Source organism: Thioclava sp. DLFJ5-1, from assembly GCF_002020115.1.
Lineage (GTDB): Bacteria > Pseudomonadota > Alphaproteobacteria > Rhodobacterales > Rhodobacteraceae > Thioclava > Thioclava sediminum.
The window spans coordinates 123,531-146,831 of the sequence record NZ_MPZU01000002.1; the positions used below are offsets into that span (position 1 = coordinate 123,531).

Consider the following 23,301-nt stretch of genomic DNA (forward strand, 5'->3'; position numbering starts at 1 on the left):
CGTGCAAGAGGTCATCATCGGTAAAGACCGACTGTCGCTTGTAGATTTGATCGGAAAAGGAGGTGAAGGCGAAGTTTATTCGGTCCAAGGCCGTTCCGGACAGGCTGTCAAAATCTACAGTCCGAGCTTACGCACCAAGCGAGAAAGCAAAGTGCGTGCGATGGTCGGCGAGGGGCTCGCAGTCAAGACTGATCTTGTCGCCTATCCCGGTGAGGTGGTCACAGACCATACTGGGAGCTTTCTCGGCTTCGCTATGAGGCTTGTTTCGGGTTATCGCCCCTTACACGAGCTCTACAGTCCGAAGTCTCGTCAGCGCCATTTCCCGAAATCGGATTACCGTTTCATTGTGCATGCGGCGCTGAACGTCGCTCGCGCAGTTGGGAATGTGCATCAGACTGGGTGTGTTATCGGAGATCTAAACCATTCTGGGGTGCTTGTGGCGCAAGACGCGACCGTCGCGTTGATCGATGCAGATAGCTTTCAGTTCACGCAGAATGGTAAGTCATATCCCTGCGTGGTCGGGGTGCCTGACTTCACCCCTCCGGAGCTGCACGGCAAAAATCTTGCCTCCGTTGAGCGTACCATCTCGCACGACAACTTCGGACTTGCGGTGGCGCTCTTTCAGCTTCTTTTCATGGGTCGTCATCCGTACGCAGGGCGCTATTCTGGCCCCGATATTTCTATGGGCGACGCCATCGCCCAAAACCGGTTCGCATTCTCACTTCTTCGCCAAGCCTTAACGCAGACGCGCCCACCACCCGGCGCGCTGACGCTCGACATGTTCCCGGATCAAGTTTCCGATGCATTCGAGCGTGCGTTCGGATTGATACCAAGCGAGCGACCTAGCGCTTTGGACTGGGTTCATGCCCTCAAGAAACTGGAAGTCTCGCTAAATCGCTGCAGCAAGGTAAAAACGCACTACTATCCCTATGCTGCTGGCGGATGCGTTTGGTGCAAGCTGTCCGCGAAAAGCAGCTTTGACATGTTCCCGGATTTAACCGCTGCCGAACCTAATATCGCGAGCGATGAACGAGGTACGGAGCAAGCGATCCGCGAGATTTTGGCGTTTCGCTTCCCGACGGCTGGTCAGCTTCTTCCTACGGTCAGTATCCCGTCGACTGCTAGTGACACATTGAGGCAGGCGCAGAACCAGGAGAAGTCTCAAAACAAGAAACGGGCCGTCGTCGGCTTCCTGATCGCGGCTGTGGGCATTGGAGGAGTTATGGCAGGAATAGTGGCGAACCCATTGTTCTTTCTTTTAGTGCCCGCCGCACTGTCGGCTACTTCTCTGCTTCCCGATGTCCCCACTGTTAGAAATTCTGCTTATCTGGAGGCCTTCACTTACGCCGACGAAAGAGTGCATCGCGAACTAAATGCCTTAGCGCAGCGAAGTGGCTTGAGCGAAGCGCTGAAAATGTATCGCGATCTTGAAGCAGCAATAGCTGACTACAAGGCTCATGATGACCGGCTCGCGCGAGAAGTCATGGTCATGAAATCCGGTAGGGAGGCGCGTCAGAGGCAAGCGTATCTGGATCGCTATTCGATCCGTCAGGCTAATATTTCTGGTATCGGCTCTGCTAAAAAGGCGACGTTGGTCTCTTTCGGGATCGAAACAGCCGCTGACGTAAACAGTTCTGCTGTGGGTCGAATTCCGGGCTTCGGTGATGTTATGACTGGTAAGCTTGTTGCATGGCGCCGGAGGCTCGAAACTGGGTTCAGGTATAACCCAACACCGAATGCGCAAGACGTCGCCGATGAACAAGCACTTCGTGGAAGGTATGCGGCAGAGAAGGCGAAGCTAGAAGCAACGATCCGCAATGGATTAGTCGCTCTTCGGAATGCCAAGGTTCGGCTAGATGCACTGCCCGATAAGGCTAAGCACGATAGCGCTTTGAATGAAGCTCTTACTACTCGCGCGCAAGCCGAACGTGATCTTCGCGAACTCGCTCTTTCCGTTCCGAGTTCCACGGTGGCGCTCACGGTTCCCTCGAAGGTGCCGGGAAACCTAGCTCCGAAGAACAAATACAAAGCCGTAGGGGCAGCCTCTACGGCAGCTCCTACGGCGCAATCATCTCCAGTCCGCTCGACTACTACGCCAACTTGCCCAAACTGCGGGTCAAGAATGGTCAAGAGAACGGCGCGGAGAGGAAGAAATCGGGGCGGACAGTTTTGGGGATGCTCGCGATACCCACATTGCAAGGGCACGCGAAGCCTGTGAGATGAACTGCGGAGGTGCGAATTGCCTACTTATGCTCACTAACAACGCGCTGTGTTCACCGTGCGCTCCGGCGCGTGTGTTAGCCCATTGAACAACGACATAGTTCACGTCTGAGGTGGACTAAGTGTAACGGAAGTTGCGCCCAGAGGTTGAAAAAGACAGGTTTCAGCTCACCCGAAAAGGTGAAGTTGCACTCAACTTCGTTCGCAGCCGCCGGGGGGCTCGATGGGGTAGGGGGTGTATCCCCTTGGGTCCCTTAATGCATTGAAAATAAATGAAAAATATCTCTCATAGATCGTCGCTCCCCTTTCATCTGAGCATTGTGAGGCAGTCTGATGAAGTTAGTAAGCAACTCGCGTCTTGCTATGAGCTAGGCGGCTCCGTACGTCGGACGAGCGGAAACTCCAAAGGGTTCAAGCGAGCTGTGGGGGCATTCTCCGATACTTTTGCACCCTTAGGCTAGTGAGAAGGCAGGCAGGTCTCACCGCGTAATCATGAGCTGGCCCGTGCGAGCGCATCCGGGTATGGTAGGGGGCGCAGCGGCGCTGGCGCGCGTTATCGCGGATGCCTGTTAGCCAAATATACTTGGATGATTCGTCCCTTGTGTGCTGCCTAGATGTTGGGTCAAGAGGACATTTTTCGACCGAGAAAATGGCCGATCCGGACCCGGTTTCCCGTAAGTCTATGTATTGTAAAGGCTTCGCGTTTCGGCGGGGGCGAAGTTGGTTTACATAATGCGGGCTATCGGACTCCACCTACTAAAAATCACGAAAAATTGAAGTCGGGCGGGGGCCACTCTCCTTTGAAGCGAGAGTGGGGCGCTAGCTTGCGTGATGTATCACATGCAACATTCGGAATGTGTTGCTGTGCTTCCGGTGTGCGGCGGCTTGATGGTCATATCACTAGGTCTAAGGGTAGATCGGAAATATCTCTCAGGCGCTGCCCCTCGATCATTGTCTCTACCAGTTCAAGGGTCTCGCGCTCTTGTTCGCGAAGAGTGTCGACAAGTTCAGGCAGCGCGAAGTGATACACGCAGTCCATGTCACCTGTCCCGAGCGCGATCGCTGCGATACGTGATGGCGCAGGCTCAGCGGTGACTGCCACGATATGGGGTAGGCGGCCTTTGCGATTTCGGACTAAGTTGAGGGCCTCAGAGCGCGTGTTTTGAACTCGATCCGAACGGATCGTGAGTTTGCAACTGATGGATGCGTGTAAGGTGGCGCGCGCGCCGTTACTCGCACGTAGCGGTGTTCGCCGCGCAACCGTCTCATCCACCAAGACGCCTTGACTATTGATTGTCTCGTCAGCCTCGGGCTGACGCAGTACGACCACGTCAGGCTTGATCAAGTAGTCGGTCCCGAGAAGCGTGCGCAGCTCTTTATTCTCCATAGCTAGCGCACGGAGTTCATCTAGATGGCTGTATTGGTCGAATTGGGAAATCGCGAGCCCTTTCTCAACCGCGAAGGTGCCGGGGCGTAGGTGTCCCAGTTGGGCAAAGCAAGCTGCCACAAAATGTTGGGTTGCGGTTTCGAACATGCTGCCAGAGGTCTGGCCTGCGGGCTTCTCAGCTACGCTCTGCGTTGCACCAATCTTCGCGACCACTCGTGTGGCGATTTCTCTACTTGGCCGGTTCGATACATCCGCGATTGAGGGTACGCCGTTCGTCTCAGTGATGGGACCGGCGAGACATTCCGCGTGGAATTTCTTCCGAGCTTCCTTTAGCCAAGCCTGCATCACGCCACCGCGTAGAGACGGCGCGCCGTGATCGCCTTGCGAAGGTTTCGCGCAACGGCCTGCGCGACCGGTGGGGGGAACGCATTCCCGACTTGCCGATAGGCGGCGGTTTTGCGTCCCGCGAACTGCCACTCGTCGGGGAAACCTTGAAGGCGGGCGACCATGCGAACCGTCAGCCGAGGCATCCCAACGAAATCAGCGTCGGGTGCTTCATCGGCGATGGTCTTGCCATTCACCCCTAAGGCTTCCCACGCACGCTTGGCGCGTGTCGGGCCTAAATCGGGTCCGCCGTGTTTTTTCGAGCCGCCCACGATAGTGGGGGCAATTTCGTCTGCTTGATCGGCCCACTCATCCGCGCCGTGCCAACCCTTCGCCGCCATGAGGTCATGAAGGCGCTCACCGACAGTAGGTGGGTGCATATTGCCGCCTTTTGGCCATTCGAAGTTTTCGGAATAGTTGTCATGCACAGCGACGATTACGACGCGGGGACGGAGCTGCGAAACGCCGAAATCAGAGGCATTGTAGAGATGCCACTCCGCAAACGTGTATCCCATTGCTTTCAGTTGGGATTTCAACTTTTGGCGGTAGTCGTGAAAGACCGCATCCAAGAACCCGCGCACGTTCTCGAGCATAACTGCCTTCGGACGCACTTCGTCGACGACACGGAGCGCGTCGGGAAACAAGTCACGTTCGTCCGCTGCACCAAGCTGTTTGCCAGCTTTCGAGAAGGGTGGGCAGGGCACACCGCCAGCAACGAGATCGACCCCGGCGAAAGGGCGTGCATCGAATCGCGTTAGGTCGGATTGAGGGCCTTCAAGGACGTTCCATTCGCTGCGGTTCAGGTTGAGTGTCTTTCGACACCAGTCATCAACCTCTACGCAAGCCTGATGCGAAAAGCCCGCTTGTTCGATCCCAAGCGCCTGTCCGCCCGCTCCAGCGCAAAGTTCGATTGAAGTGAGTCTGCCCCGCATTTCGTGCCTCTTATGAAGTCTTTCCCGATATACAGCGTGAACGCGAACAAAATGTCAACGCGAGGAGGAGGCCGAAAGCGCGCTTGCGCTGGAAAACGCACACTCTCTACAGTCCAGAATGTTCTTTTAATGTTCTTGCTGCTAGACACAGGTCATGCCGTCTTTGCAAACGCCCGCACATCCACACCCGTCGAAGCGCCCGTTCTCTCTTGGAGAGGCCGCTCGGGCGGGAATGCTCTTGGTCGTGCGCTGCAATCTGTGTCGCCGCACCGTTCACTATCTAGCTGCCGATCTCGTCGAGGTGGGGGCTCCACCAAAGCGCCCGGCGCGATCATGGGCGGGGGCGTGTCGGCAGTGCAGGAAAGCTGATTACCTGCGGGTTGATCTGCGCGCGCCGCATCCGGGCGACGTAGGGCAGCTCATCGTGAGGCGGCCCGGACCGGCTAGAGTGGTGCGGGACTGGCGGGACGTTCCGCTTTGACCTCGGGCGGAATTCGGGCGGCTCGGGCGGAATTTGAAAACCGAATTCCGCCCCGGATTCACCCTTATTTTATTGGCCGGGCGGCAAGGGCGGCCAAGGCGGAATTATATTTGAATGATTCTATAAAAAGGCTCTCTCTTCTTCTCTGCGTGAGGAAGTGCCTGCGCTTCACAGATTGCGCTGGAATTTTTCCGCCCTTTCCGCCCTTTCCGCCCGGCCCTTATTTTACTGGGCGAAACACGGGCGGAATTCGGTTTTCAAATTCCGCCCGTGTCCGCCCCAAGCCCCAAAACGGGAAGGACCGCCTAACGGCGGCCCTCTCCAACTCACGCAACCCGGTCGAACGCCGTTCGGCCTCGGGGTAGAAGCCCGAGCTTTGCTCGATCAATCCGGAGGTTCTTCACCTCGCCTCCAATCTCTGGGGGCAGCTTGTTGTGGAAGTTGTTCTTCCCGCTCGGCACGAGAGCTCCGCACTGCTTGAGCGCCTTCACCAAGCCCGAGCGGGTTCCGCTCAGCCCGAGCTTCCCGACATCCTCAACAGCCTTCCAGTCCAGCACGATCAGCTTGTCTGTGGTCCAGCCCAGCGCCTCACCGTAGTGGCGCGCGTCTTCGTCCTCGGCGTCGATCAGAGCCCGCCCGATGTTCCGCACCACCCACGACTTGAATCCTTCAAGCAGGGATGCTTCCCCCTCTGTGGCCTTGCCCTCGTCGCTGTTCTTAAACGTATCCCACGCTGTGGCGACCGCCGCGCGGACCTTCTCGGCGTCGGGCAGAAGATCGGCTTCACATGCCAGCTCGCCCGCCACCTGCATCAGAGCAAACACCTTTGACGCGCGCGCCTGTGCCGGGCTTGCGTCGCCTGCCAGCTTCTTCACGGCTTCGCCGATACGCTGGCGCAGCTCTGCTCCGCGCTCGTGCCAGCCCTCTGCAATGAGCCAGCGCACGAAGGCAGGCCCGGCGTGCCCGAAGTTTGCCTTCACGCTCTCAACGGTCTGGATCGTGTCCGCGCTGACGCGCGCCACCCCCGTCACATCCACGTCAGGAAAACGCGCTGACAGGCCTGTCTTGTAGTCGCCACCTGCGCTTGTAATCGTGGTGCGCAAGCTGCGCTCGTTCGAGAAGAAGGCGAAGACCCGGAAATCAGCTTCTTCGGCGAGCCCGGCACTTACGTCGCGCCCGCGCATCCGCGACTTGCCCGAGCCCGAAGCGAGGTTGAATAGGGTAGGCCCGAGGGTTTCGGCGTTCTGCATGCGCCCGATCTCGTCGAAAGCGCCGAACGACTCCGAGGTCCGCGCGGCAATCAGCTCGATGGAGTTTGCCGTGCCGGACATGCCGAACAAGACGCCCTTCTTGTCGCGCGGCGTGGCCCAGACCGATGCGCCGAGCGCGAGTGCCAGGGTCTTACCGAGACTCGAGTCCCCTGACAGGTTCACGCCGCACCCGTCCAGCTCGGCGAGGGCGAGGAGGGGGCCGCAGAAGCCGCCCGCGAGGCCCAGAAGCCAGTGGAAATTGGGAGGGGCTTCACCGACGCTCTGGCAGGCCGCGTTAGCGGCGTTTTTCCAGCCCTCCAGCGTGCCCATCGGATAGGGGTCTTTCACGGTCGCGCCCGTGTCGAGACGGTAGGGCGCGGCATCGGCGGGAGCCACCGGGATATATTCGCCCGTCGGACACATGAAGCCTGCGATCTTTCCCCCGCGATCTTGCACCCATCCAGAGCGGGGCACAGTCGGCACGTGCCGCCGGGGATGGATTTGGCGGAACAGGTTCAACAGCGGCTCGCGCGTCTTTCGCGTCACAAGGAGATGCATGCCAGCATCGGCCAGCTTTTCGATCACGCCGCCGCCGCCGTCGCGGACAAGGTCCGCCATTTGTAAGGTGGCTTCCACCTCAGCACCGTTCACGTTGGTGAAGGAGATGATCACGCCCGCGCCCGCATCCCCGGCGAGGTTCGACGCCCGCCCGATGACGTCAAACCGCTGGCAGAGCGGGGCTTCTTCGTCATCTTTGATCATCCCCCAGATCAAGCTGCCCTTGATCGTGAAAGCCTTCGGCAGCCAGTCCTTCTCGGGCTCGAAGCGCGTCTCGTCCTCGCCCGGCGTCGGATCGGTGGCCTCGTCGTCCGTGTCCTCGTCAGGAAGTGGCACAAGGTAGTCGTCGTCTGTCAGCGCCTCTTCGGGAAACCACCCATCGGCGATTGCCTTCTTGATCATATCGAGGCGGTCGCGGTCGGCGCAGGAGTTGTGCTTACAGGCCCACGTGAATCCCGTGTCGCCGTCGGCATCCCGCACGTGGCAGGCCGTGTCTTCCGGGTCGCCCGCGTTGCCGTGCCATTCGTCATGCGGACACTCGACCACCAAAAGCCCGCCCTTGTCGTCGCGCACCTTGTCTGGGGCCTCGGCCTCCAAGAGCCGGGCGATCTCCAAGCGCTTGCCATACTTCGCAGCCCACTGTCGCGCGGGCATGTCGGCAATCAGGTCGTTGTCAGCGCCTGCGCCTGCCTCTTCAAAGACGTTCTGCGGCCCATTCTTGCCGACCTCGGGCAGCTCCTGAATTGTCAGGCCCCGTCCACGGATCACGTCTAGCGCGAAGTCCGCGCCCGGTGGATGGGAGGGCATGTAGAAGACGCGCGAGACGTCGAGGCATGACTCGTCCAGTATCACCCCGATAAGCTGCGCGAGCCCGCGCAGTTTCGACATGTAGAGCGCCTGCGCGCCTCGTTGGGTGGTCGCAAGCGATGCGATCAACAGAGGTTCGGCAAGGGGGAACAGGAGACGGAACTTCTCAAGTGGAGCATGGTGCAGAACGATCTGCACACCTTTCTCGTCGTGGTCGGTTCCGACAACTTCAAGCGTTTCGATGATGTGCGGACGAAACTTGTCCGACAGGAGGCCGCGCATCTCTTCGCTCGTCGGATCGCGGTCGATCCCGAGCGTCTTCAAGGTCTTGTCACGGCCCACCCGCGTTTCGGTCGTGCCATCCGAAAACGAAGTGTAACCGATCACGGCAAGAGCCAGCTCTTCGGCTCGGTCGAGCGCCTTCAAGTAGGAATCTCCGGAGTCGATATCGAGCCCCATCATCTCGACGGTTTTCATGCCATTTGCGCTGCGCGAGGTGTATCCGGCAGCTTTGGCAGCCGCGCCCATGACAGAAGGGAAATACCCCTTTTTCTTCTTGGTGAGGTGCTTGGTGAATCCGCCCTTCTTGTCATCGCCTTCGAGCCACTGGCGGAAGCTCGCAGAGGGGCTGTTTGTCCAATCTGTCTGCTTTGCATCCCGGTTGATGTTCTTGGGCCACAGGAAGGTCATTTGGCGGTCGAGAAGGGCCTGCCATTCGGGCGAGTCCTTCCCGCTCACGCTGGCGTCGTTCAACTGCAAAGTCTCGTCACCTGAAAGCGAGTCGCCCGAAAGCGGGTCGTCAGGCTCTACGAGCGGGGCGCTGTCGTCGAAATCGGCGGGGTCGTGCTTGGTCATGTTTCCTCGTGGGTGTGGGTAGGTGGTGGCCCGCTGACGCGGGCCATGGGCGTCATGCCGCCTCTGCAAGGGCGGTGAGTTCGTCGCTCGTCCGCGCGATCTGGGCAGCCAGCTCGCGGGTCAGCGGCAGCTCGGTGAGGCGCACCAAATCGTGCGCGAGGCGTTGCAGGGCGATCTCGGTGGCAGTGTGGGTGGTAGTGTCGGTCACTTCGTGTCCCTCATTTTCGATTGGTTGAAGCGCGCTGATCCAAGCGCCTCACGAAGCTACGCAGAGCGGCAGAGTCGAGTCAACACGTTGTTTTACAAGTAAAAATTCGGCTTGAAGCTGAACTTGCGATTGGGCGAAATGGGGAAATGTCACATTCGCTGTCTCGGACCAAATCCCAGATTTCCGAGCGCTAGGAGTGGGCTAGGTGGCTGAACCTTCACGCGGTGAAAATCTTCGGTTCGGTGAAAAGGCACATCGGCCCGCAAAATGTCACTTTGCCTGACACACACGCCTCAAAATATTACGCCACGTCATCGCGAGCGGCGGCCCTCATCGGCGGGCGGGCAGCGCGTAATTCGGCCCTCACGCACGAGCGCTGCCACTTCGAGCTGGAGCCGTGCCTCTTCCTCTTCAACCTGTTCTGGCGTCCAAGATGCGCGGAGCGCTGCGACTTTGCGCTGACGCGCACCGGCTGCACGACGCTTTGCGCGGGTCTTGTCGTCGGATCGCACGCCGGGGAGCGGAATGATTGGTTGATCGAGCCACCCCATTACGCGACCTTCTTCGGCTGCTTGGCGAGTTCGCTTTCGACCCCGTCGGCAAGTATGCCGTCAACGTCTAGAAGGTCGAGAGCTAGCCCGAAGTCCTCGGCGTGGAGCCCCTCAACGGGCACAGGCGTGCCTTTCCCCCGTCCAGATCTCCACGAGCCATCCTCTTGGGGGCGAAAACCAGCAACGCGCGCGGCAATGTGCGCGAAGCGTGGCCCGATATAGGAGGTGATCTCGGTGAACTGGGCGGCGGAGAGGATATGTCGCTCGCGCTGGGTCCCGGCGTCGGGCATCTGATCAAGGAGGAGGCGGGATAATTCCATGATGAGGAGCCGTTCGAGCCAAACTTGATAGGCTGTTTTCATTTGTGGGTTCTCTGTCTTTTCGAGGAGGAGGAAGGAGCGCGGCGGGACGGTCTGGAGGCGTCCCGCCGCGAGCCCGGCGGCAAAATGGCAAACCGCCGGGGAAGCCGCGCGCGCAAGCACTGGCGCGCGGTGTTCTGTCAGGTGCGCGTCGCTGAGGCGCGCCCGCGTAGCGCGTTTCGGCGCGCTTCGTCGGTCGAGACGCTGGGGCGCAGCGCGCTCGCGACCATGGAAAAATCGGCGGCGCCGATAGGTTCACCGTCGATGAAGAGGCGAGTCAGGTCGCGCCGCACGGGCGAAAAGAAACGGCTCATGTCATCGAAGGTGCCGCCCTGACGCTTGATTTCCGCTAGGACATGTTTCGCGCGCGGGGTCATAACGCCACCTCGTGGAGCTGAGCGATACCATTCTGATCGGTCCCGGCGGGGCTCTCGCGCCATCCGAGTGCCTGCCCCAGAGCCCGGACCTGCTCGCCCTTGAGGTGGATTCCCTTGCCGCTGCCCTCGGGGGCGAAGAATGCTCCGGTCAGGCCTGCCCAGCGGATATGGCAGAGCCAATCGCCCCCGCCTGCGCGGCGGCAATATGTGATCAGTTCTTCGACGGTAACCATCATGCAAGCCCAACTTTGCGCGCGTAGCTGAGACGTGCACTCGCCGGAAGCGCTTGAATCGCGCGCATGGCGGCAGCCGTCTCTTCGGGACTGAGACGGGCGCGCTCTTCGCGGGGGCGGGCGGCTTCGATCTCGCGTCCAAGCGACATTTTCTGCGACGGATTCAAGCGCGAGATTTCAGCGTGAGCGGCGCTCTCGGGGTCGCTGAGTTGTCGCGCCAGCTCGGCTTTTTGGGCCGCAAGCGCCACCTGCGGCAGCCGCTTCGCCTCTTCCAGCGCGGAGTCGGTCAGCCCCATATCGGTAAGACAGGCGAGGCGCACGCTTGCCACTTGTTTGCAATCATCGGGCGTCAGCTCGATCCCGATTTGGGAGGCGTCGGCGATCAGCTTCGCGCTGGCAGCTTCAAACCGCGCCTGCGCAAGTTGGTCGCTCGCGAGGATGTTGTCGAATGTTTCCGTCATGGTGATCCTTAGTAGTGGGCCTGTATGAGGACCGTTTGCACGGCCCCGTCGAGGTCGATTTCTTGTGGGGGCGTCTGGCCCGCGAGCGCGTCGATCTCGACATTCGACAGGCGACAGGCAGAGCGGAGCGATCCCCGAAGGGCCTCCTCCATGCCCAGCGCCTGCGCGATGCCATCTTCGTCGCCACCGATCCGGGCAATGAGGCGGCAAGCTGGGGCGGATGCGAGAACATGGGGGAGGAGCGGAGAGGTCATGCTGCTAGCTCCAGCTCGGTGGGGGTTGGTGCGCTCGAATGCACGAGCGCAATAGCGCGCGCCCACGGTCCCCAATCAGGCAGCCCGCCGCGATCTCCCGAGATGACATAGGGAAGCGTTTGCGGCGTGGCGGTCACGATATGCCAGAGACGAGGGACGTCGCCGAGATACGCGGTCACGCCCCGAGCGGAGCCCGCGAGGGCAGCGAAGAAATTCCGGCGAACCGCCGAAGCTCGCCCCGCCATCTCTGGGTCGCAGGCGATCCAGTCGGACAGGTCTGCGAGGTGCGGCATCTGATCGAGCGTGGCGATGAACAGGGAGCCGTCATCGCGCGCCATGCGAACAAGCTCGGGGGCAGCTCCGCGATACTTCTTTTTCAGGCGCGGTAGGGCGAAGGGGAGCGGATAGCGCCGGGGGTGGCCGTCATACGGTAGCCCGGCAAGGTGCACCGAGGAGGTGTCGCGGCCTACGGCGCAGCATGCGGCCCAGTCTTCAAGTGTAGTTGTCAGCATTTTAGCGAATGATTTCCTTGACTTACAACTACATCATACATTTTGCTTGACTTTTTGTCAATGCTTTCGACAAAACGGTCGCTAAGGTCTGGGAAAACACAGATATGATTCGAAAAATACGAACTTTTCGACAGAAAAACAGGTATTTAGGTGGGGCATCACTGATTCGGTTTTGTGCCGCTAACGCGGCCCATCCCCCACGCTCCCAATCCCGGTCCCGGCGGCTCGGCGTCTCACCTCGTCGGCGCGCCAAAGAAAAACCCGCGCCGAGGTGGCGCGGGTGTGTGTGTTGGGTGGTGGTGTCGGCGGGGCGGTGTGCTCTGGTGGTCGTCGGCGTCAGCCGAGAGGTCATTCCCCCGGAAAATCAGCTTCAAGCCCACGGCGAAGGAAAAATATTCGGCTTCAAGCTGATCGGGGATTTACCGCTACAGTGGGCAGCCTTCGCGTAGCGGTAGTGGCGCGGTAGCGGCGATTTCGAGCTTCTGGGAGCTGGCGTTGATCAAGAATTTCTCTTGTATTTCAACGTGGTGCGGGTGAAGGGACTCGAACCCCCACGGATTGCTCCGCCAGAACCTAAATCTGGTGCGTCTACCAGTTCCGCCACACCCGCATCAGGGGCGTAATAGCAACAGCCTGAGGGCTCGGAAAGAGGAAGATGCGATTTTGCTCGTCTTAACGCGATGGTGAGGGTTAGCCTTTATCCAAAGGCGCGTCAGACGCCGAAGTTACGAGTAGGCAAGAGCAGGTATCGCCATGGGACAGGCACCAGGGCGGGGGGATGGCATGGCCATGCTCCGCCAGATCATCGAATCCAATCCACGCCACAGCCTTCCGGGCCCGGCCGGTCCGGATGTGGCCGAGCGCGCAGCGCCGCCCGAGGCGCGCAGGCCCACGCCGGATCTCAGCGCGGGGATCGCCGCCGGGGCGCGGGTCTACACACTGGACGGGGCCATCCCGATCGAATTTCTCGAACCCGGCGACCGGATCGTGACCCGCAGCGGGACATGCAGGCTCAAGGCGTTACGGGCGGGCGACTATGTGGGCGCGCTGATCCGCATCTCGCCCGGCGCGCTTGGCCATGACCGGCCCGGGGCGCCGCTGCTGATTGCGCAGGCCGCGCAACTGATGATGCGCGACTGGCGGGTACAGGTGATCTACGGCACGCGTGAGGCGCTTCTACCCGCGCAATCGGTCGTCGACGGCCACTATGTGACGTTGGGCCAAGGCCGCGCGCGGCTCTTCGTGCTGGAATTCGAGACGCCCGAAGTGATCTATGTCGATGGTGTGGAAATGGCCGCTGCAGTGGCAAGCGTCGACGCCTGATCGACGCGGAACTCCCGACAATTTTCATAAGTCTCAGGGGGTTGCGAGGCGTCGTCTCGTCACATCTGCGATAGTGATTTGACATAAACGTACCTGATCCCGCGCTTGTGTTGACAGGATGATATGTCATTTGCATAGTCTTATTATGCACTAGGGGACGAGTCCGCAGTTTCGCTGCGAAACGCGTGGTTAAATCTGTTCGGAGATTTTGATGACGGCACCTTTGCGAAATGCAGAGGCGATCTTGCATTGCGCGGGTTGCGCTGGACGTAACCATGGCGTGTGCGGATCCCTCTCGGATCGAACCCTCGCCCGGGTTGCGCAACGGGCGCGCGCGATCTCCGTCGCGGCCAATGACCGGCTGTGCGAGGAAGATGTCACCTGCCACCACATCGCGCTGGTTCAGAGCGGCATGTTGCGGATGCAGAGCCATTCGCTCGCGGGGCGTCGCAAGATCACGGGGCTCGTCGTTCCGGGCGACAGCATCGGGCAGATCATCCGGGGCACGCGGGACACCGCGATCGAAGCCGTGATCGACACCAGACTTTGCCTGTTCGAGTCGGCGAACTTCGCTCAGCTGATTGAGCAGGAGCCCGAATTGCGCCGGGCCCTGTGTCATCAGGCGGAAAACTGGACCGAGAAAGCGCGGCGGTTGAGCTTGCTACTGGGTGCCTATGGACCTGCGAGCCGACTGCGCGCGCTGCTGCTGCTGGCGCCCAGTATTATGCCTTGGAAAGCCCTGCGTGACGGGGGTGGCGTGTTGACGATGCTGCTGCCGCGTCAGGACATCGCCGATCTCATCGCCACGACGCAGGAGACGGTCAGCCGCTCGCTGCATCAGTTCCAGAAAGACGGGCTGATCGAGATCCTGAACGCACGGCAATTCCGCCTGAACGACCTCGAGGCGCTGTCCGAAGGGCTGGAGGAGGCCCTGGAAAGCTGAGCGCGCCCGCGCGCTCAGTCGTCGCGCATCTCCAGCGAATTCCCGGAGATTTCGATAAGCGTCTCGAGTTTGGCGATCTCGATATCATAAGGCGTGACGATCCGGATCGCGCCCTCGCGCTCGAGCTGATGGAACGCCCGGCTCAGAGATTCCGGCGAGGTGCCCAGCAGATGCGCTATATCGACCCGCTTGATATGGATATGCAGGCGCAGCTGGATGGGCGCATGCGCGGTGCCTTCGAGGGTCCGGTATTTGTGGCGGCTCAGGATGATCAGGAGCGAGGCGAGCCGCTCGACGACTTTCGAGCTTCCCAAGACCATCACCCACTCGCGCGCGGCGTCGAGCTCGTCGAGAATGCTCAGCAGGAACAGCCGCTCCGCCTCATGCGAGCGGGCGATGATCGCTTCGAATTTCTGCCGGTCGCAGGTCAGAACCGCCCCGTCGCTGAGCGCCTCGATCCGGTAGCCGGAGGGGCCGTTGAAGGCGCGCCCGAACATGTCCGACGGCGTGATCAGCCCGATGATGTGGCGGTGCCGGTCCTGCAGGGTTTTCGACATGGCGAGAAACCCGTCGGTCACGAAGCCAATCCGGTCCGCGACCTCGCCGTCTTCGATCAGCACATCGCCCGGCGAAAAGCGAATGCTTTGCCAGAGCGGCATCATCTCGCTGCGCAAATCCTCCGGGAGTACGTCGAGCAGGCGCTGCAATTTTCCCTGCGCCACCACGCCCTCGATCTCGACCGGCTGTCCGGATTTCGGATGCTCGTTCATGCGTCTCCTCTCCCTGTCGCGGGAAGGATTCTAGTCCGGGTAAGATCGGGATGCGAGAGCTACGAGGTCGAAAAGCCGGGATTGTGCCGGTCTTTTCTGCGCCTCTCATCATGAAGTTGCAGGAAAAATCGCGCGGCACGGGTAGCACGTTGATCGGCATCAAAGAATCACGCTGAACAGTCACGGTAAAATATCTTGCAACAAAGGAGAGACAGATGAAAAACCTGCTTATCATTCTTGGCCTGACTGCGGCTCTGGCTGGCTGCGAGACGATGACCGGTCCGGCAGCTTCCGACATGACCGATGAGGCGATGACCGCTCCGGCGGGCACCTCGACCGCCACCACGGACACCTCGGGCACCCACACCAATACGCAAGACCAGGATCGCTCGCGCGAGCAAGCGTCGCAATAATCTGACACGGGCGGCGAGGGGCTGATGCATCTCGCCGCCCGCATTGTCTGGGGCGCGCGACCTCAAAGGGGTGACGATGACCGAAGGCCATATCGACGGGCGCAAACTGCGGCGCGCTTGGCGTTTTCTGTGCGGCGGGGCGATGGCTCTGCTGCTTGTCTTGGGGCCCGGTCCCGCGGTCGCGGAGGCTCCCGTCGCTGGTGCTATCACCGACGCGGCGCTGTTGCAGGTGTTGCGGTCGGGCGATTGGCCCGCGGCGGAGGCAGCGGCGCGCGCGCGCTTGGCGCGCAATCCAGACGATGTGGGCGCGCTTGTCGTGCTGGCGCGGGCGCTGCGGGGGCAGGGCGACGCGGCAGGCGCGAAGGCGGCGGCCACCCGCGCCAATGCGCAGGCCCGGACGCAGCAGGAAAAATATGTCAGCGCGGTCGAGATGGCGGCGGCGAGCTACGATCTCGGGCATCCGTTCGCAGCCCAGCTCTGGCAACGCCGCGCGATCGAAATGGCGCCCAATGATGCGGTGCGCGCGTCGAGCGTGCGGGACTATCGCGTCCTGTCCGCGGCCAATCCGTGGAGCTTCTCGGTGAATTTCGACGCGGGCGCGTCGAGCAATGTCAACAATGGCAGTCTCGCGGATACGGTCGATATCGGCGGTATCGACTTCACGCTCAATCCCGATGCGAAGGCGCTGTCGGGCTACGAGATTTCGCTGTCGCTGAAGGCGCGCTACAAATTCGCAGGGTTTGGGGAGTTGCCCGCGAGTTTCGGGGCGCAGATCTACACCAAACAGGTGGTGCTGTCGGGCGATGCGAAGGACTCGGTGCCCGATGCGCGTGGCTCGGATTACGCGTTCAACGCGGTCGAGGCGACGCTGGGGCAGGCGCTCAGCCCGGCTGATGCCCCGCTGCGCTATCGCGTCGATCTTCTCGCGGGCAAGAACTGGTATGGCGGCGACGACCTGAGCAACTATCTGCGGGTTTCGGGCAGCGCGCAGTGGGGCGATCCACGGCGTTCGCTCACGCAGGTGACGCTCTCTGGCGAACGACAGTTGCGCCTCGACAATTTCCGCAACTCGGCGAATGTGGTCACCGCGAGCCTGAGCCATCACCGGCGGCTTGAGGGAGGGGATCGGCTGGGGCTGTCCTTTGCCCTGCGCGACGCGTCCTCGGAGGCGGTCGAGATCGATCATCGGGCGATGCTTGCGGGCGTATCTTACGATTTCGCCAAGCCTTTGGCCGGGACCGTCACCGTCGGCGCGGCGCTGGAACTGGAGCGACGCGATTATGATGCGACGCTTTACGGGCCCGGCGCACGGCGCGACACGCGCGGGCGGCTGGCGCTGCAATTCGGGTTCCCGAAGCTCGAGTTCTACGGCATCTCGCCGACCCTGCGGCTGGAGGGCGAAGAGACCCGCTCCAATGTCGATTTCTACGACAGCTCGCAGGTGAAATTGCGGCTCGGACTGCGGTCGAATTTCTGACCTCGCGCCCCGGTTTGGGGCTTTCATCTGTAAATATTGCGATTTCTGCGACTAAGTGGTCACGCTGCCCATCTCCTCTCGATTTCGTTGACACACATCAATGCGAATCACGAAGTGCTCACGGGAATGTGAGCCGTGGCTGACGGTAAATTCGCAGTGAAATCAGAGAGATAGGTCTCTATTTCCTGACTGGACGCCATTTGACGTGGGGACGCGGCGGATGACGGGAGGGCAGGTGCCTGAGGGGTCATCGGTTCGCTCATATGGATAGAGGGGACGCAGATATGGCGACACAAATTGACCCGAGTAACGTCGACGATTGGGACGAACCGCTGAACACCGACCCGATGTTCCGCTCGTCGCATGTTTTCAGCACGGCGGATATCACGGTGACCTTCGACGGGATGACGGTCGGGAACTCCGAAGACCCGCAGGCGGTCTTTGATACCGTCGACGATCCGAACGATCCCGAGGATACCAAGATCACCAAGGAGGGGGTGACGCTTTATCCGATCGACAGTGAATTCGGCTACTACGTCTCGGATTTTCAGAATGCCGAACAGAAAGAGCTCGATGGCGACTATGCCGAGGGTTGGGCGGGCGATGTCTACGATTCCGAGGGCAATCAGCTTGGCCTCGTGATCTCCGACGCGCCGACCGATACGTTCAAGACGCCTGCCGTTTACGGCACTTGGCTCGCGGGTCTGGGCGGCAACACGGTGAAGGCCTCGACCGAGCATTACGTCGTGATGCAGAACATCCTGTCGGACCAGCGTTTCCCGGGGGATACCGAGGCGCTCTATCCGCTCGACGACGAGCTTTTCATCGTCGGCGGTGAATATGATGGGAAGTCGGTGCGCGGCCTGCTCGAGGGAGAATATGAAGGCATCACGATCACCGACACCAACGGTGACGGCAAGGTCGACATCAAGGATATCCTCTCCGCCAACGAAACCGAGATCGACAGCAATATCGCGGTCAGCAGCGACTACTCGGTGACGCTGAAGGATGACGGAAAGCTGCTCTATCGCTGGGGCAACACGATCAAGAAGCCCAATGATGTGCGTCTTGAAGCGACGATGGACCTGCCCGACGAGTGGAGCGAGTACAACCCCTACACCTCGCTGCGTAACATCTACCACGTGACCGAGGCCGAGCTGGTCGTGCATCACACGATCACCAACAACCCCAACGACCAGATCCGTCCCGAGGATTTCGAGAACGAGGCCGCGATCGGCACGTTGCCGGAATATATCATCGTACCGGACTACAACCTTGACGGGCAGGGTGCCCGTGAGGTCTGGATCACCGCCGATGACTACTATGCGGGGGATGGCACGCTCTACGAGGCAGGCACGATCCTGCGCGACGATCTTCTGGCGCAGCAATGGGCAGCGAGCGATCTCGCGACGATCGGGGCCGAGGATGGGGCGGCGGGCTTCACCAATGCCTGGTACACCACGATGGACCGCGAGCCCTTCGAGCCGGTGCTGAACGAAGATGGCACCGAATATGCCGATAGCGGTCCGCGCTGGCGTCTGAAGACCGACAAATATGGGCAGGATCTGCCCTCGGTGGTGATCCCGATCGACCCGAGCGACGAGCCGCCTCCCACCAATGACGAGGTGAAATACGAGGTCGGCGCAGAGACCCAGACGGTGATCAACCTGCTCGATTGGGGCTATCCCGCCCAGCCGCTCTCGGTCAGCTCGGGCTGGCAGGACAAGCCCGGCGAGGTGTCGGTCAACGGGATGAACTATTCCGACGGCTTCGATATGGCGGTCTACATCAAGGGCGACATCAAGCCCGCGACGATCTACAGCGCCGAGCTGCTGATGGATTACGAGCTGGTCACGCCCTACGCGGTCGGAGCTGATGTCGTCGGCACGGACGGGAATGATTTCCTTGTCGGGATCGGCGCGAACGCCTTCACGGGCGGCGCGGGCACCGATCTCTTCGTCCTCACCTACGGCTCCTCGGTCGAGGGCGTGCCGCTGACTGCGAGCACGATCAGCGATTTCGAAGTTGGGACCGATGCGATCGGCCTGATCGGTCTGGGCGTCTCGGACACGAATTTTGCCGACAACATCTCGCAAGTGGTGAATGGGACCAATCTTGAAATCTACCTCGATACGGATGGAGCCGAAATCGGCGCCGAGCCGGTTCTGATCGCAACGCTGACCGACGTGGCGGGCGATCTCGGGCCGAGCGGAGGGCTCGTCATGGAGGAAGACTTCCTTCTGGCCAACCCGGGTGCGGGCGATGATCCGGACACAACGGGCCCCAACGAGATCATCGGTACCGATGCGAGCGAGACGCTGATGGGGACCCCGGGCGACGACATCATCACGGCGCTGGGCGGAAACGATATCCTCTACGGCCTTGCGGGCACCGACCTGCTCGACGGGGGTGCCGGGCTCGACCGTCTCTATGGCGGTCTGGACGCGGATGGGTTCGTCTTCGCAGAGGGCACCACGCTCGACATCGTCTACGACTTCGAAGACGGGGTCGACATGATCGCACTCGACGGGGGGCTGACCTTCGCCGACCTCGAGATCACCAGCTACCGCACGACGGGCACTCAAATCACCGCAGGTGACGACCGGATGATCCTGCGCGATGTGGATGTGAGCCTGATCACCGAGGATGATTTCACAACCGTCGATCAATTTGTCGCCGACATGACGCTCGTGAGCGTCTGATCCGGGTTTCTAGAAGGACAATACGAATGAACAACAAAGTAACTTTCATCGCACTGGCGGCTGCGGCCGCCACTCTCTCGGCCTGCGGCGGCAGCGGAACCACGGTCAACACCGCCCCCACCTATGCGGAACTCGTGGCGCGCGCCGATACGGCGGCGGCTGGGGTCGTGGATCTGAGTACCGGGGATGTGACTGGCGGACGCGACGATGTGCCGAATTCGGGTACGGCCAGCTACACCGGTTACGTCAAGGGCGACCTTGACAGCGGCGGGACGTTAATCGGCGAGCTATCGCTCGACGCGAATTTCTCGGGCGGGACGGTCACCGGCTCGGCGACGAATTTCCAGCACTCGACGAAGGACGCCTATACCGGCTCGCTTACGCTTTCCGGCGGGACGATCACCGATAGCGGCGTTGTCGGGACGGCCGATACCTTCGGAGGCAGCCTCGATGGGACGCTCTCCAACGGCGGCACCGATTACACCACCTCGATTTTGCTCGACGGCGAATTCGTCGGCGGGAGCGGAGCAACGCTGCCCGACAATATTGCTGGCTATGCAGACGGAACGCTTGATGACGGGGTGACGAACGATGCGTTCACCGGGGCGTTCATCACCACGCAAGCGCCCTGACCACCCCCGCTTTCATCAGTGGTACCGGAAGGGCCCGACGGAGCGATCCGCCGGGCCTTTCTCATTCCTCCCTCGTGGCGCAACGCTCTGCTACTGATCAAGATGAACGGCCCGGCGATGTATCCGCCGGGCCGTTCATCTTTATCGTTCGTGATGCTGCTTGAAGCGGCCCCCCTCATTCCCCCCGGAAGGCGCGGTTGAAATAGACCGTCAGCGGTTGGGTCAGGTAGGACAGCGGCGTCCGGGCATCGGTCTTGAGGAAGGCTTCCACCGGCATGCCGGGCATCAGCTTGACCTCCGGCAGGGCGGCCAGCGCTTCCGGATCGGGCTCCACCGTCGCCTCGTAATAGGTCTCGCGGTTCACCTCGTCGGTCTGCACGTCGGGCGAGACCCGCAGCACCTCGGCCGGGATCGCGGGGGTGGTGCGGCGATTGAAGGTCGAGAATTGCAGCGAGACCTGCTGGCCGGAATAGACCTGATCGATGCTCGTCGGATCCACGCGGACCGAGACGTAGAGCGGCTGATCGCTGGGCACGAGGAACATCATCGGCTGGGCGGGTTGAATGACCGATTGCAGCGCGAAGACCTGCGAGCCGAACACCACGCCATCGACCGGCGCGCGCACGTCGAGCCGTGCGAGCTTCTCGCGCAGGGTGTTTTCGCGTTCGACCAACGAAATCTCGTTATATTGCAGGTCGCGCAGCTGGGTGATCGCGGCCTCGCGGCGATCCTCGGACAGGCCCACCACTTCGATCTCGAGCGCCGAGATCCGCACGCGCGCTTCCGCAATGACAGAGTTCAGCCGCCCGATCTCGCCGGTCAGCTTGGCATGTTCGCGTTGGGTGGCGAGCACGCGCGAGGCTTCCATCAGCTTGCGCTCGTAGAGGCTCTGCTTGTCCTCCAGCTCCTGCGACACGAGATCGAGCTGCTCCATCAGCGAGACGCGCTGCGCCTCGACGCCTTCGATCTGCTTTTCGATCTGCTGCTGTTGCTCGCGCAGCTGGTTGATCTTCTTGGCCATCGTCGCCTGACGCGCGGCAAAGAGGTTGCTCTGGCCCTCGCGTTGCTGGGCGACCTGTTCGGGGTCGAGCATCGGGAAGTCGGGCAATACGGTGAAATCGACCTTTGCCAGATCGTCGCGCTCGGCGGCCAGCCGAGCCTTGCGCACCGCGATCTCCAGAAGCTGCGCCTGCACGATCGCAAGCTCCGAGCGCAGGAAGGTCCCGTCGAGGCGCAGCAGCACGTCGCCCGCGTGCACTTGATCGCCATTATGGGCGAGGATTTCGCCCACGACGCCACCATCGGGGTGCTGGATCACCTGCCGTTCGCTCTCGACCTTGACCACGCCGCGGGACACGACCGCGCCGTTGATCTTCGCGCCGACGCTCCAGGCGCCCATGCCGCCGACGAGGAGGGTGATCGCGCCGAAGCCTGCGGCGAGCAGAAGTCGGCTATTTGCGAAATCGGAGGATTTGCTCATTTCTCGGCCCTCATCGTCAGAATGCGTTGCACGTCCTGCGCGTTCTTGATCATCGACTGGATGACCTCGTCGCGCGGCCCCTGCGCGGTGATCTGGCCGCTCTCGAGGATCACGAGGCGCGAGCAGGCTTTGATCGCGTTGGTGCGGTGGGTCATCAGCACGACCGATTTGCCTTCCTCGGTCATCGCCTTCACCACGGCGTTCAGCGCCTCGGAGCCCTCGGAATCGAGTGCCGAGTTCGGCTCGTCGAGCACCAGAAGCACCGGATCGTTGTAGAGCGCGCGGGCCAGACCCAGCCGCTGGCGCTGGCCGCCCGAGAGCTGCGCGTCGCGCGCGCTGATCTGGGTGTCATAGCCCTTGGGCAGTTGCAGGATGATCTCGTGGATATGCGCTTTCTTTGCGGCGGCCACGACCCGCTCGGCATCCGGCGATTGGGCCATCTGCGCGATGTTCTCGGCGATGGTGCCGTCGAAGGTCTTCACCACCTGCGGAAGATAGCCGATGAACTGGCCCAGCCGTTCGGGGCTGTATTGGTCAAGCTTGGCGGCGGCGAGGCGCACCTCGCCCGCGGTGGGGGAGACGAGACCCACAAGCGCCCGCGCCAGCGTCGTCTTGCCCGAGCCGCTCTTGCCGATCACGCCGATGGCTTCACCCGGCGCGACATCGAAGCTCACGTTATACAGGATCGGACGCTCGCCGCGCTTGCGCGAGACCGAAACGCCGCGCACCGAGAGATCGCCCGTCGGCGCGGGCAGTTCGGTCGGCTTGCGCGCCTCGGGCACGGAGCCCAGAAACGCCCGCAGCGAGGCCCAGCCGTTGCGTGCGCGGTGCAGCAGCGTCCATTGGCCCAGCACCTGCTCGACCGGGGCCAGCGCACGGCCCAGCAGGACCGAGCCCGCAATGATCGCGCCCGCCGTCATCTCATGTTGCAGCACCAGATAGGCGCCTACGGCCAGCACTGCCGATTGCAGCAGCATCCGGAAGCCCTTGGAGAACGCGCCGAACGCGCCGGTCCAGTCGGCCGCGCGCAGCATCTTGCGTTGGCCCTCGGTCTGGGTGTCCTGCCAGCGCGCGCGCATGGTCTCTCCCATGCCTTGCGCCCAGAGGTAATCGGCCCCGTCCTCGACCTGACGCGCGATCTGGTTGCCCGCGAAAGAGGTGCCCTGCGCCTCGGTCAGGCGGGTCTGGGTGAGCCAGTGGTTGAGCAGCGAGGTCACGACCAAAAGCGCACCGCCCGCCAGCGCCAGCCAGCCCAGAAACGGGTGGAAGATGAAGATCGCAGCGGCGAAGACCGGCGTCCACGGAATGTCCAGCAGCGACAGCAGCACCGGCGAGGCGAAGACGGTTTTCACCGCATCGAGGTCCTGCAGCGCGCTCGCGCCCTTGTCGGTGCGCCCGAGTGCTGCGCGCTCCAGCGAGGCGCGGAAGACCCGGTCGGAGAGGTTGGCATGAAGCCGTGCGCCGACCCGCGCCATCACGCGGGCGCGGACGAATTCCAGAATGGTGTAGAAAAGGTAGAGGAACACCACGAGGCCGAACAGCGCGACCAGCGTCTCTTCCGAGCGCGAACCGATCACCCGGTCATAGACCTGCAGCATGAAAAGCGGCCCGGTCAGAAGCAGCAGATTGGTGAAAAAGCTGAACAGCACAGCCGAGCCGATCAACCCCCGGCTCCCGGAAAAAGCGCGCCGCATTTCCGACCGCGCGCCCGAAGAAGAAAGTCCCACGCCAA

20 protein-coding genes and 1 tRNA gene are annotated in these 23,301 nt (G+C 61.6%); 7 read left to right on the forward strand and 14 right to left on the reverse strand.

The features are described from left to right. The first annotated feature begins 1 nt into the window (after position 1). Positions 2-2,218 carry a topoisomerase DNA-binding C4 zinc finger domain-containing protein gene (locus tag BMI86_RS07930; RefSeq protein ID WP_168173812.1) on the forward strand — a complete coding sequence of 739 codons (2,217 nt, stop codon included), beginning with the start codon at positions 2-4 and terminating at the stop codon, positions 2,216-2,218. An 894-nt stretch (positions 2,219-3,112) separates the two neighbouring features. Here BMI86_RS07930 and BMI86_RS07935 read toward each other — a convergent pair. The 11 genes from BMI86_RS07935 to BMI86_RS07985 form a co-directional block, all read right to left on the reverse strand. Next, positions 3,113-3,952: an NgoMIV family type II restriction endonuclease gene (locus tag BMI86_RS07935; RefSeq protein WP_078540581.1), complete on the reverse strand. Its 840-nt coding sequence runs from the start codon at positions 3,950-3,952 to the stop codon at positions 3,113-3,115. After that, positions 3,952-4,923 carry a DNA cytosine methyltransferase gene (locus BMI86_RS07940; RefSeq protein WP_078540582.1) on the reverse strand — a complete coding sequence of 324 codons (972 nt, stop codon included), beginning with the start codon at positions 4,921-4,923 and terminating at the stop codon, positions 3,952-3,954. Before BMI86_RS07940 ends, BMI86_RS07935 begins: the two co-directional genes overlap by 1 nt. A gap of 807 nt (positions 4,924-5,730) precedes the next feature. Continuing rightward, positions 5,731-8,874, reverse strand: a complete 3,144-nt coding sequence (locus tag BMI86_RS07945; RefSeq protein WP_078540583.1) for a DUF927 domain-containing protein — start codon at positions 8,872-8,874, stop codon at positions 5,731-5,733. A gap of 52 nt (positions 8,875-8,926) precedes the next feature. After that, a complete protein-coding gene (locus BMI86_RS21225; protein WP_168173813.1) occupies positions 8,927-9,082 on the reverse strand; it encodes a hypothetical protein in 156 nt (51 codons plus the stop codon). Positions 9,083-9,632: 550 nt separating this feature from the next. After that, positions 9,633-9,995, reverse strand: a complete 363-nt coding sequence (locus tag BMI86_RS07955; protein ID WP_078540585.1) for a hypothetical protein — start codon at positions 9,993-9,995, stop codon at positions 9,633-9,635. A gap of 137 nt (positions 9,996-10,132) precedes the next feature. Further along, positions 10,133-10,369, reverse strand: coding sequence for a hypothetical protein (locus tag BMI86_RS07960; protein WP_078540586.1), 237 nt, complete (start codon positions 10,367-10,369; stop codon positions 10,133-10,135). Then, positions 10,366-10,605 carry a hypothetical protein gene (locus BMI86_RS07965; protein ID WP_078540587.1) on the reverse strand — a complete coding sequence of 80 codons (240 nt, stop codon included), beginning with the start codon at positions 10,603-10,605 and terminating at the stop codon, positions 10,366-10,368. The genes BMI86_RS07960 and BMI86_RS07965 overlap by 4 nt, the downstream gene beginning before the upstream one ends. Continuing rightward, positions 10,602-11,063, reverse strand: coding sequence for a hypothetical protein (locus BMI86_RS07970; protein ID WP_078540588.1), 462 nt, complete (start codon positions 11,061-11,063; stop codon positions 10,602-10,604). Before BMI86_RS07970 ends, BMI86_RS07965 begins: the two co-directional genes overlap by 4 nt. An 8-nt stretch (positions 11,064-11,071) precedes the next feature. Then, entirely contained in the window at positions 11,072-11,317 is a 246-nt protein-coding gene (locus BMI86_RS07975) for a hypothetical protein (RefSeq protein ID WP_078540589.1), read from the reverse strand. Further along, positions 11,314-11,655 (reverse strand): hypothetical protein, encoded by a 342-nt coding sequence (locus tag BMI86_RS07980; RefSeq protein ID WP_078540590.1) that lies wholly within the window; start codon positions 11,653-11,655, stop codon positions 11,314-11,316. Before BMI86_RS07980 ends, BMI86_RS07975 begins: the two co-directional genes overlap by 4 nt. Before the next feature lie 699 nt (positions 11,656-12,354). Further along, positions 12,355-12,439: transfer RNA gene (locus tag BMI86_RS07985), tRNA-Leu, on the reverse strand. 173 nt (positions 12,440-12,612) lie between these two features. On the opposite strand from BMI86_RS07985, the gene BMI86_RS07990 reads away from it, so the two are divergent. Together BMI86_RS07990 and BMI86_RS07995 are read left to right on the forward strand one after the other, a co-directional pair. Further along, positions 12,613-13,152 (forward strand): Hint domain-containing protein, encoded by a 540-nt coding sequence (locus tag BMI86_RS07990; RefSeq protein ID WP_168173814.1) that lies wholly within the window; start codon positions 12,613-12,615, stop codon positions 13,150-13,152. Between the two features lie 280 nt (positions 13,153-13,432). Beyond that, on the forward strand, positions 13,433-14,095 hold the full coding sequence (locus tag BMI86_RS07995) for a Crp/Fnr family transcriptional regulator (protein ID WP_168173815.1): 663 nt from the start codon (positions 13,433-13,435) through the stop codon (positions 14,093-14,095). A 14-nt stretch (positions 14,096-14,109) separates the two neighbouring features. Here the strand turns inward: BMI86_RS07995 and BMI86_RS08000 are convergent, their stop codons facing one another. Then, positions 14,110-14,865, reverse strand: coding sequence for a Crp/Fnr family transcriptional regulator (locus BMI86_RS08000; protein WP_078540593.1), 756 nt, complete (start codon positions 14,863-14,865; stop codon positions 14,110-14,112). Between the two features lie 215 nt (positions 14,866-15,080). Between BMI86_RS08000 and BMI86_RS08005 the strand changes: the two genes are divergently transcribed. From BMI86_RS08005 to BMI86_RS08020, 4 genes are all read left to right on the forward strand, one after another. Next, on the forward strand, positions 15,081-15,278 hold the full coding sequence (locus BMI86_RS08005) for a hypothetical protein (protein WP_078540594.1): 198 nt from the start codon (positions 15,081-15,083) through the stop codon (positions 15,276-15,278). 76 nt (positions 15,279-15,354) lie between these two features. After that, positions 15,355-16,755 carry a surface lipoprotein assembly modifier gene (locus BMI86_RS08010; protein ID WP_078540595.1) on the forward strand — a complete coding sequence of 467 codons (1,401 nt, stop codon included), beginning with the start codon at positions 15,355-15,357 and terminating at the stop codon, positions 16,753-16,755. A gap of 284 nt (positions 16,756-17,039) precedes the next feature. Beyond that, on the forward strand, positions 17,040-19,457 hold the full coding sequence (locus BMI86_RS08015) for a calcium-binding protein (protein ID WP_078540596.1): 2,418 nt from the start codon (positions 17,040-17,042) through the stop codon (positions 19,455-19,457). A 26-nt stretch (positions 19,458-19,483) separates the two neighbouring features. Continuing rightward, positions 19,484-20,089, forward strand: coding sequence for a hypothetical protein (locus BMI86_RS08020; protein ID WP_078540597.1), 606 nt, complete (start codon positions 19,484-19,486; stop codon positions 20,087-20,089). 175 nt (positions 20,090-20,264) lie between these two features. On the opposite strand, the gene BMI86_RS08025 is transcribed toward BMI86_RS08020, so the two are convergent. Together BMI86_RS08025 and BMI86_RS08030 are read right to left on the reverse strand one after the other, a co-directional pair. Further along, positions 20,265-21,569, reverse strand: a complete 1,305-nt coding sequence (locus BMI86_RS08025) for an HlyD family type I secretion periplasmic adaptor subunit (protein WP_078540598.1) — start codon at positions 21,567-21,569, stop codon at positions 20,265-20,267. Then, positions 21,566-23,233, reverse strand: coding sequence for a type I secretion system permease/ATPase (locus BMI86_RS08030; RefSeq protein WP_246831666.1), 1,668 nt, complete (start codon positions 23,231-23,233; stop codon positions 21,566-21,568). Before BMI86_RS08030 ends, BMI86_RS08025 begins: the two co-directional genes overlap by 4 nt. Positions 23,234-23,301: the final 68 nt, after the last annotated feature.